Origin of the sequence: Micromonospora sp. NPDC049282, from assembly GCF_043197045.1 — a bacterium.
GTDB lineage: Bacteria > Actinomycetota > Actinomycetes > Mycobacteriales > Micromonosporaceae > Micromonospora.
On sequence record NZ_JBICSL010000007.1, the window covers coordinates 41,609 to 52,082 of the forward strand.

The following is a 10,474-nucleotide window of genomic DNA, read 5'->3' on the forward strand; positions in this document are numbered from 1 at the left end:
AGAAGGCCTAGGAATCTCGACCGGTGCGTGAGCGAAGCTCGTAACGGTAAGCGGCGTCGAGGTACAGGGTTCCCTGCTCCGTGCGTACCGAGATCGAATGGGCGTCCCCGTCGATGATCAGTCGGTCGAAGGGCTCCTTGTCCGGCAGCGAGAGAGGCGCGAACGTGTGGTGGCGCCAGTGCCGCCCACTGCCGAAGCGCATCACGGACCGTAGCCGAAACGGGCTAGCGTCGGCATCCGGACTGTCGATGAGCGTGCGTCACATGCTGTCGTCCCGGACCGCGATGTGGAGGCTCCGAGGTGCCTGCGACCGCATCCCTGTTCGTCCTCGGCGCGCCGGGTCGGCCAGGAGCGGCACGACCCTTCCGGTGCCGATTAGGCTCCAGAGCGTCCAGCGTGCGAAGGAGCTCCGGTGATCTCGGAGAAGTTCTGGTCGTACATCGACCTGCTCGATGGTGCGGCGTCTCCTGAGGGATGCGGACGTCTCGTCGAGTCGCTGGGTTCGGCCGGCGAGGCCGACGTGCGGCAGTTCGCCGACGATCTCGTGGAAGCGGTGCGCGCCTTCACCCCCCGACACCAGTCGCAAGCGGTCTGGGACGTGTCCGAACCGGTCGCCGCGCCGGCGCTTCCCATGTCCGACGATGTCTTCCTCTACGCCCGGCTCGCCGTTGTCGCCGCGGGCCGGTCACCATGGCAGGCGGTCCTGGCCGATCCCGATGCCATGTCGGGCCGCTGGCGGGTGGCGGATGCCGAGGAGCTGTTGGACGTGGTGCCGGCGGCGTACCGGCGCGCCACCGGGCTGGACTGGGACGACGACCTCGTCTTCGACATGCCGCTCGCCGGCGACGGCGTCCGCGCCGAGGCCGGTGCCGATGGCGACGACGACACGTGGTGGGACTGGTACATGTGCGGCCACATGTACGACGTCAAGGCCGAACGTGATGAATTCGACGACGCGTCGTATGCGCTGGAAGCGGCGATCGACGCCGACCCCGCCTGGCGGTCGTGGTGGGACGCCTCCGGCGTGCCCGGTCTGGAGACGTACCCGTTCTACACCTGGGACGCCGTCCCGAAACCGCGGCTGAGTAGAGGCCGGAAGAAGGTACGAGTCCACTTCGGCTTCGACGCCGCGGTCCTGCACAGCACACCCGGTCAGGATCTGCCACGCCTCGCGGCCGAGCATCAGTGGGCGATGCTCGGGTACGCGCGGTCGAGACTCGGACTGCCGGACCTGCCGCCCCTGCCGGCTATGTGGGTCTGATCGGCGGTGCGGAGTTGGATCCGCGCCGCTCGGACCAATTCGACCACGGAGCCATCGCTGAAAAAGCGTTTGGTGGATCACGGCGGCCGCTGCTAGTTTTCGGAAGGCCGTGCGAGAGACCGAGGAGGTGGTACCCGTGAACGTTTCGACATGGGTGCTCCCCTCCGGGGTCACGGTCGGGCGATAGGTCGTCCGGGAGCGCCGTTCGCGAGCACTCCCGAAAGGCACGACCATGGAGTTCACCACTGAGCAGCGCCTCGACGACGGCGTCCTCGAACGCGAGTTCGCCCTCGGCGAGATCCCCGGCATCCTGTGGACGCCCCCGTCCGCATCCGCGTCCGCGCCGGTCCCGCTGATCCTGCTCGGCCACCCTCCGCTCGGACTGCGCAGGATGTACCCCCGTCTGGTGGCTCGCGCCCGCCACGCCGCGGCGGAGGGCTTCGCCGCGGCCGGCATCGAGCTACCGGGCAGCGGTGACCGGCCCCGTTGGGCCGCCGCCGAGCAGGCCCGCGCCGACCTGCGCCGGGCCATGGAGGCCGGCGAGCCGGTCACCGACGAGATCATCGACGCCCTCATCCTCCCGCTCGTCGACAGGGCGGTGCCGGAAACGCGGGCCGCCCTGGACGCCCTCCTGTCGCTGCCCGAGATCGGCGGCCCGGTCGGGTACTCGGGGGGAGTGATCTCCATCGGCATCCGACTCGCGGTGGTCGAGCCGCGCATCGTGGCCGCCGGTCTCTTCGCCGGGAGTTTCGTGCCTCGCGTCATGATCGAGGAGGCCCGACAGGTCACCATTCCGCTGCACGTCCTGCTCCAGTGGGACGACGAGGGAAACGACCGGCAGGCGGCCCTGGACCTGTTCGACGCCTTCGGCTCCACCGAGAAGTCGCTGCACGCGAACATGGGCGGACACACCGGTGTCCCGCAGTTCGCGGGGGAGGACGCGGCCGGGTTCTTCGCCCGGCATCTGCGCTAGCCGCGGGCCGGGCCAGCAGCAGGCGGTAGGCGGCACCGGCCGGCACGCCGCTCATCGAGGACGGCCCTCAGCCCTCCTCGACGGCGATGGCCGGCCGGCGCCCGTACCTGCCTTCACGTTCCGGGGGCACGCCCAGCATCCGGAGACGTTGCCCCGGGGTGTGGCGATTGCGGCGTGAGCATCAGCTGCCCGAGTTCCTGGGTGCATCGGGTGAGCGCGACGTAGAGGCCGTTCCAGCCGCGCGGCTCGGCGGCGATGCCCTGGGGGTCGACGAGTAGCGTCGCGTCCCACTCCAGCCCCTTGGCCTGGCTAGCGGTGAGCACTGGCACGTCACCCGGCAGGCTCAGGAGTGCGGCGATCCGGTCCGCCGGGGCGATGACGCCGACCGTGCCACCGTGCCACCGCTGCCGCAGTTGTCGCACGGCCTGGGCGGCGGCGTCGGCGAGCTCGGCGGGTGTGATCGTGAGCTCCCAGGGGGCGATGCCGGAGGAGCGTACCGCCCGTGGCGGCGTGTTGTGGCTGCCGGCCTTCTTCAGGACCGGTCCGGTGAGGTCCATGACCTCGCGTGGGGTCCGGTAGCAGATGGTCAGTTCCGCGGCGGTCCAGCGATCTCCGAAGACGGCCTGCACCGCTTGCGCCCAACTGGTGTGCCGGTGCGCTGCCTCCGCCTGGTCGATGTCACCGACGGCGGTGACGGATCGACTGGGACAGCGCCGCAGGACCATCTGCCACTGCATCTCGGACAGCTCCTGCGCCTCGTCGACGACGACGTGGCCGTACACCCAGTCGCGCTGCCGGCGAGCGCGGTCGGCGACGAACTCGCCCTGTGGATGCGGGGCGTCGACCTCGCCGATCAGGTCGGCGAGGGCGTCGAGCAGGGGGATGTCGCTCGATGCCCAACCGGCGGGCTCGGCCGAGACGGCGGTGATCTCCGCCGGCGACAGCTGCGGGGCGAACCGGGCCAGCAGGGTGCGGTCGGTCAGGAGATCACCCAGCAGGGTCTCGGCGTCGAGGGTGGGCCACCACGCCTCGATGAACCGGGCGATGGTGGCGTTCCCGGCGATCCGGTCACGGAGCTGGTCGATCTCCTCCTCGGAAAGCAATCCGTCGATGTCGCTGCCGGTGGACGTCCGGCCGGAGTGGTGGTCGTGCCGCATGCTCCTGTCGACCCGGGCGAGGATGTCCTCGAAGCCCTCCTCGATCTCGTTCATCAGCGTCTCGCGATGCTCGACGACGACCTCGGCAAGGAGATGGTGCAACTGCTCGGCGAACGCCGCGCGGGCGCGGTGGTACGGGCGTCCCTGCACCGCCGAGGCGAGCGCCTGCGCCACCGTTGCCGCGGGGATGACGTGGAACTCGCCCTCCCAGCGCAGCTTCAGCTCGCGGGGCCGGGGGAGCCGCGACGTGACGTAGCTTTCGAGCGCGAGCTGCCAGAGGGCGCGGCCCTTGATCTCGGCGAGAAGCCGGCTCTCGTCGCGGCCCACGCGAACCTCGCTCAGCAGGGTGTCGCAGGTCGCCGAGACGACGGCGGTCTCACCGAGCGCGGGCAGCACCTGGGCGATGTACTCGAGGAACCGCGACGAGGGGCCGAGAACCAGGACCGCTTGGTCGGCCACTTTCGGGTGGGCGAACAGCAGGTAGGCGACGCGGTGCAGAGCAACCACGGTCTTGCCGGTGCCGGGACCACCCTGAACGATCAGCGGGCCGGTCGCCTCGGCCCGGATGATGTCGTCCTGTTCGCGTTGCAGGGTGGAGATCGCCGTCGACATGCGGCCGGTGCGCCGCTGGTCGAGGGCGGCCAGTAGGGCGCCCTCACCGACGAGTTCCGCCGTCATGGTCCCGTCCAGTGGCTCGTCGTCCACGCCGACGACGGACGATCCGGTCGTGCGAATGTGACGGCGCCGTGCCTGACCCTGTGGGTCGACCGCGGTGGCGGTGTAGAACGGCCGGGCCGCGGGAGCGCGCCAGTCCACGAGCAGTGGCTCAGTGTCCTCGCGGTCGTCGCGGAGACCGACCCGCCCTACGTGTCGCACGGTGCCGTCGAGGCCGTCGAGGCGGCCGAAGACCAGCCCGTCCCGTGCTCGCCGCAGCTCTTCGTACTGCCGGCGGAGCATGCGCTGTCGGGCCCGCTCCAACGCGTCCCGAGCCTCGGACGAAAGCTCGACCGCCAGGTGTTCGGCGAGCCTGTCGCGCCGGGCCGTGGCCAGGTCGAGAAACGCCTGTTCCTCGGCGATCGCGGATCGGCGGGCGCTGCCCTCTGCGGTAGCGCTCGGCGATTCGCCGTCCGGTTCTACTTCGCCGGCGCTGGCAGTGTCGTTGTGCGGAGCGGAATTCCGGCGCATTCGCAGATCCTTGAATTGGTGTGCCCTCGGCCCGGATGGGCAGCAGTGCATGCGGCGGCAAGCATAGAGCTGGTTTCCCTCGTCGACCAGGAACTGCGCGGGCAGAGACGGGAATCTCAATGCCTTGCGATTCCTTGTCGCTTGTGGCCGCACCCGATCCTGATTCGCTCATTGACCGTCGGCCCGCTATCTGATCTGCGGGCGAGGCGTCGGAAGTAATCGCAGACAACGGTCCGAACGACGCCGCCTGTCTCGTTCTCGCCGCGGTTCAGCCTGGACGACTGCGCGCGGTTCGGACCGGATCACCGCACTGCGGTGTTCCGGTCACCACCACGTCCAGGGGCGGACAGCCGTCCGGAGCCGTCCGCGCCACCGCGTCCGCCGAGGGTGCAGGAAGATGCGGATGTCACCCAACGCGTTGTCGGCGGTGCCCCTGAGGTGCGGTAGCGACCGGGCCTGGCGGAGGGCGGTGACCACGCGGCGTTCGTCCAACCGGCGATAGACCCTCGCGAGATGTCCCAGGCAGGTGGCGGCGAGGGCGCTGACCTGGTGGTCATCGTGTGCGAGCAACCGGAGATGCAACTCCTGCAACTCGCCCAGGTCACCGTCGCCGTACAGCGCGGTGCCGACCATGGCGTCCAGCGCGGCGGACAGGTCGCCGCGGTCCAGGGCGGCGTTCACCTCGGCCGGCGTCGACGGCGGCGGGTTGTGGAACACGTGATGCTCGTGGCGCACCACCGCATTCTCCATGGCCCGCGCGTAGACGCAGCTTCTGAGCCGAACCGATGCAACCATCGATGTTGCTGAATAGAGGTGGCCGTGCTGGAATGGCTCGGGTCGCCGCGGCGCGGGGTTTGACCGCGCTGGAGCGGTGCGAACGGGAGCCTCGCCGTGCCGGCTGGCCGGAGTGTTCCCGCTGGCCCGCCCGGGTGGCGGGGCCAGCCGTCATGGAGGATGACCATGCGTAGTTTCCTCGCGGTGTTCACCGCCGCCCTGCTCCTCGGCACCGCGGCCGGCAGCGTTCCGGCCGGCGCGTCGGGTGCCTCCTCGCGCTCGTGCCCCCGTGGCCTGCTCTTCTGTGAGGACTTCGAGCGGCTGCCGGTCGGAGGGCCCAGCACGGTGAGATGGGGCGTCGACACCCGCCACGGCACGCTCACCGTCGAGCGTGCCCGCCGCGGCAACCAGGTGCTGCACGTGCACACCGTCGACAACGGGCGTGCCTTCCTGCGTGTCGACGACTTCGCCGCGCCGGGCAACCGCTTCTACGGCCGGATGCGTCTGCGCGTCGACGCCTTCCCCACCGCCCCGGACTGGGCGCACTTCACGCTGGTGGAGGCGACCGGCGCCGGCAGCGCGGAGGTCGTGCGCCCGGTCGGCGGCCAGTACGCGCCCACGGTCCCCGGGACCTTCTGGGGCGTCGGCGCCGACGGCGGGCCGACCGGCGACTGGACCAACTGGCGGGAGTCGGCCCCGGTCGCCGAGGACACCTGGCAGTGCGTCGAGTGGCGGATCGACGCGACGGACAACCGCGTCGCCGTGTGGTTCGACGGCGTGGCGAACCCGGAGCTGACCGCCTCCACGACCGAGCACGGGGGCAACGACGTTCCCTTCGTCCTGCCGACGGTCGACACGGTGAAGATCGGCTGGCAGCTCTACCAGGGCGGCACGACGCCGGGCGAGTTCGACCTCTGGATCGACGACATCGCCCTCTCCGGCAAGCGGCTCGGCTGCTGACCCGAGGTCCCCGGAGGAGGGCGCGTCCCGTTCGATGGATGTGCCCTCCTTCTGCGTACGGCCGCCGTGGAGTGGTCGGGATTTCTGGGGTTCCTGGTAGGGGTGGGTTGGTCCTTATGGTGGCTTTCGGACCGAGTCGCCCCCTGGAGGTTGGTGATGACGACACTTCCGGACGCCGGGCTGCGCGCTCGGATGGCGGGTTACTACGACATCCTGGAGAAGGCCGCCGAACAGGGGGACCTCTATGCCCGGCTGCTCCGGGGGCCGGCCGATCCCTATCCGGTGTACGAGCAGATCCGGGCGCTCGGGCCGCTGCCGCGAAGCGCGCTCGGGACGTGGGTGACGACCGATCACCAGATCGCCAACAAGGTGCTGCGGGACCGCCGGTTCGGGGTGCGGCTGGCCGACGGGCAGAAGGTGCCGGAGTTCATGAACTTCGACAACTCGATGCTCGGGCTGGACCCGCCGAACCACGCCCGCCTGCGCAAGCTCACCATCCCCGCGCTCAATCCGCGGATGGCCGGCAGGTGGCGGGACCGGGCGGACGAGCTCTGCGCCCGGTTCATCGACGAGCTGCCCACCGACGGCTCCGCGTTCGACCTGATGACCGAGTTCGCGCAGAAGCTGCCGGTCACCGTGATCGCCGATCTCGTCGGCATCCCGGACGACCTGCGGCCGCGCTTCTCGCGGCTGAGCCGGCGGATCGCGCCCCTGCTCGACGGCGTGGTCTCGTTCCACAAGGTACGCGGCGTCGACCTGGCGATCGGCGAGCTGACCGACATGTTCCGCGGCATCATCAAGCTGCGGCAGGAGAGCCCCGGTGACGATCTGATCAGCCAGATGCTGCCCGCGATCGACGACGGCCGGCTGACCATGGACGAGCTGGAACCGCTGTGCATGTTCCTGCCGCTGGCCGGGTCGGAGACCACGGTCAACCTGATCGGGAACGGCGTGCGGGCGCTGCTGGACAACCCGGACCAGTGGGACATGCTCCGCGCCGATCCGGACGGCCTGGCGGCGGGCGTGGTCGAGGAGACGCTGCGGTTCGACCCGCCGGTGCAGCAGTATCGCCGCGTCGCCCACCAGGAGATCGAACTCGCCGGGGAGGTCCTGCCGGTCGACGGCGAACTCGCCATCCTGGCCGCCGCCGCGAACCGCGATCCGGACGTCTTCGAGGACCCGCACCGCTACGACATCACCCGCCGGAGCGCCGCCGACACGCTGTCCTTCTCGGCCGGCATCCACTACTGCCTCGGCGCGCCACTGGCCCGGGTCGAGGCCGAGGCGGCGTTCCGGGCGATCGCGACCCGCCTGCCCGACCTGCGCGTGTCCGGTGAGCCCCGGCGTCGCGACTCGTTCATCATCCACGGCATGCTGCACTTCCCCCTCTCCGCCGGGTGAGCGCAGTGGATCCACTCTGTATGTAGGCGCTTCCATATGCAGCGCAAGTCGGGCAAACTGGGCCCGCCACCTAGCGACTTCGAGGGGAATCATGGAGCCATCGACCACTCAGTACGCCGCAGCGGAAAGTCCTGGTGTGGATGGCCGGCCGGCGGCGTTGCGTCTGTCCGGCCTGCACAAGCAGTTCGGCTCGAACACCGCGGTCGACCACGTCGATCTCGTCGTGCCGCAGGGCTCCTTCTTCGGACTGGTCGGCCCGAACGGGGCGGGCAAGACGACGTCGTTGTCCATGGCGGTCGGCCTGCTACGCCCCGACGAGGGCGACTCGCAGGTGTTCGGGGTGGACGTGTGGTCCGACCCGGTCGAGGCGAAGACGCTGATGGGTGTGCTGCCCGACGGGCTGTCCATGCCCGAGCGGCTGACCGGACGTGAGCTGCTGACGTACGTCGGGCAGTTGCGCGGCATCGAGGCCGGCGTGCTGGCCGGCCGGGTCCAGGAGCTGCTCGACGTGATGGAGCTCGGCGGGGCCGAGCGCACCCTGGTGGTCGACTACTCGACCGGCATGCGCAAGAAGATCGGGCTGGCGACCGCGCTGCTGCACGGACCCCGGCTGCTGGTGCTCGACGAGCCGTTCGAGGCGGTCGACCCGGTGTCCGCGGCGGCCCTCAAGGCGATCCTCATCGGGTTCGTGGCCGCCGGTGGCTCGGTGGTGCTCTCCAGCCACGTGATGCCGCTGGTCGAGCAGCTGTGCGACACGGTGGCCATCATGGCCGCAGGAAAGGTCGTGGCGGCCGGTCCGCTGGCCGAGGTGCGCGGCGACACCACGCTGGAGCAGACGTTCGTCCGGCTGGTCGGCGGCGACGAGCACACCCGGAAGGGGCTGTCGTGGCTGGCGTCCTGATCCGGATGAAGCTGTCGATCATCAAGAACTCGATGACCGGCGGCCGGGCCGCGTGGATGCTGGTGGGCGCGGTCTTCGGCCTGCTCTTCGCGGCTGCCACCATCTGGCTCTCCCTGGTCGACCTGCCCAACACCGAGGTGCTGGGCGACCTGATGGCCGGCGTCTTCCTGATGTGGACGCTCGGCTGGCTGATCGGTCCGCTGTGGGGCGGCTCGGCGGTGCTGCGCGCCGACCACTTCACACTGCTGCCGGTGCCGCGCCGCCGGCTCGCGGTGGGACTGCTCGGGGCGGCGTTCGTCGGGATCACCACCGCGGTCACCGCGCTGGGCTTCCTCGCCCTGATCACGTACGGGGCCCGGCAGGGCCTCGTCCCGGCGTTGCTGGCGGCGCCGGTCGCGGCGCTGCAACTGGTCTTCGTGGTGCTGCTGTCCCGGGTGGTCTACGCGCTCTTCGGCGTCGTCGCGTCGTCGCGGGTGGGCGCGGCGATCACCGGAGTGCTGTTCGCGGCGATGCTCGTGCTCACCCAGTCCGGCTGGATGATCGTCGTGGCCGTGATGTACTCCGACATCCTGGAGACCGGGTTCTCCCACACCACCACGACCACGCTGCGGGCGATCCCGTCGAGCTGGGGCGTGGTGGCGGTGGACGCCGCGGGCCGCGGGGACTGGGCGCTCGCGCTCGCCGCGCCGGCCGGCCTGGCCGTGCTCTGCGTGCTGCTGCTGCTCGTCTGGTCGGTCGAGCTGGGCAATCCGCGCCGGGCCCGGGTCACCATCCGGGGCAGCGCCGGCCGCGCCCCGGTGAGCGGCGGCCCGCTGGGCGGTACGACCGGCGCGGTCGTCCGCAAGGAGCTGCGCACCTGGTGGCGTGACCCGCTGCGGACCACCACCGCGGTGGTGCCGGTCGTCTGGGCGCTGGGCACCGTGCTGCTGCCGCTGACCTTCGACGCCCGGCTCCTGCTGCCCTGGGCCGGTCCGGCGCTCGCGCTCTTCGCGATCACCTCGGCCTGCAACCTCTACAGCCAGGACGGCACCGCGCTCTGGCAGACGATGACGACCGGCACCCAGCGCGCCGACGTGCGGGGCCGGCAGTTGGCGTACCTGATCGTCTTCACGCCGCCGGCCGTCGTCCTGAGCATCGCCTTCGTCTGGTGGAGCGGTCTGACCTGGACCTGGCCGTGGGTCGCCGCGGCGGTGCCCGCCCTGCTCGGCGGCGGCGCCGGTTTGATCATCTATTCGTCGGTGTTCGGCATGGTCCCGGGCCCGGACGCGCACAAGCGGCCGAGCAACCCGCTCGAGCGCGCCGACACCACCGGCCAGTCCAATGTGCTGTTCTGGGTGGGGCTGCTGCCGCCGGCGCCCGCGCTCGCCCTGGTCTACCTCGGCACCCGGTTCGACCAGCCGTGGCTGACCTGGGCCGGGGTGCCGGTCGGCGTGCTGACCGGCGTCGCCGTCGCCCTGGTGCTGGGCGGCCTGGCGGTCCGCAAGCTCAGCGCGGACGGCTCCGATCTGCTGCACACCATGCGCACCGGCCGGCCCACCGTGGTCCGGAGCGCCGGCGGCGCCGAGGCGGCCAAGAAGGGCGGCACGGTCGAGGGACTGAGCTGGGGTCTCGGCTCGATCCTGCTGGTCCCGCAGGGAATCATCCCGCTGGTCTTCATCCTGTCCGACATCCACGTCAAGTCCTGGTTCCTGGCGATGTACGTGCGGCCGCTGTTCGGCGTGCCGATCGCCGTGGTCAGCATCCTGGCCGGCGTCGCCCTGTACGCCCGGGCCATCATGACCAAGGTCAACAACCGGGCCGGACGCGCCGGTGCTCCGACGCCGGCCGAGGGTCGCGAACTCGAAACGGTCTGACCGGCGACC

At 70.8% G+C, this 10,474-nt stretch carries 8 protein-coding genes; 6 read left to right on the forward strand and 2 right to left on the reverse strand.

The window, feature by feature from the left end:
* Nucleotides 1-412 precede the first annotated feature (412 nt).
* Both ACGFI2_RS14280 and ACGFI2_RS14285 read left to right on the forward strand, forming a co-directional pair.
* Entirely contained in the window at nucleotides 413-1,261 is an 849-nt protein-coding gene (locus ACGFI2_RS14280) for a DUF4240 domain-containing protein (protein WP_393515947.1), read from the forward strand.
* Nucleotides 1,262-1,493: 232 nt separating this feature from the next.
* Entirely contained in the window at nucleotides 1,494-2,234 is a 741-nt protein-coding gene (locus ACGFI2_RS14285) for an alpha/beta hydrolase (RefSeq protein WP_393515950.1), read from the forward strand.
* A 113-nt stretch (nucleotides 2,235-2,347) separates the two neighbouring features.
* Here ACGFI2_RS14285 and ACGFI2_RS14290 read toward each other — a convergent pair whose 3' ends face one another.
* Nucleotides 2,348-4,729, reverse strand: coding sequence for a HelD family protein (locus ACGFI2_RS14290; RefSeq protein ID WP_393515953.1), 2,382 nt, complete (start codon nucleotides 4,727-4,729; stop codon nucleotides 2,348-2,350).
* A gap of 171 nt (nucleotides 4,730-4,900) precedes the next feature.
* Entirely contained in the window at nucleotides 4,901-5,326 is a 426-nt protein-coding gene (locus ACGFI2_RS14295) for a hypothetical protein (protein WP_393515956.1), read from the reverse strand.
* A gap of 210 nt (nucleotides 5,327-5,536) precedes the next feature.
* Between ACGFI2_RS14295 and ACGFI2_RS14300 the strand changes: the two genes are divergently transcribed.
* From ACGFI2_RS14300 to ACGFI2_RS14315, 4 genes are all read left to right on the forward strand, one after another.
* On the forward strand, nucleotides 5,537-6,310 hold the full coding sequence (locus ACGFI2_RS14300) for a hypothetical protein (protein WP_393515959.1): 774 nt from the start codon (nucleotides 5,537-5,539) through the stop codon (nucleotides 6,308-6,310).
* A gap of 156 nt (nucleotides 6,311-6,466) precedes the next feature.
* A complete protein-coding gene (locus ACGFI2_RS14305) occupies nucleotides 6,467-7,711 on the forward strand; it encodes a cytochrome P450 (protein WP_393515961.1) in 1,245 nt (414 codons plus the stop codon).
* Nucleotides 7,712-7,802: 91 nt separating this feature from the next.
* Nucleotides 7,803-8,612 carry an ABC transporter ATP-binding protein gene (locus tag ACGFI2_RS14310; protein ID WP_393515964.1) on the forward strand — a complete coding sequence of 270 codons (810 nt, stop codon included), beginning with the start codon at nucleotides 7,803-7,805 and terminating at the stop codon, nucleotides 8,610-8,612.
* Entirely contained in the window at nucleotides 8,597-10,465 is a 1,869-nt protein-coding gene (locus ACGFI2_RS14315; RefSeq protein WP_393515966.1) for a hypothetical protein, read from the forward strand. Before ACGFI2_RS14310 ends, ACGFI2_RS14315 begins: the two co-directional genes overlap by 16 nt.
* Nucleotides 10,466-10,474 lie beyond the last annotated feature (9 nt).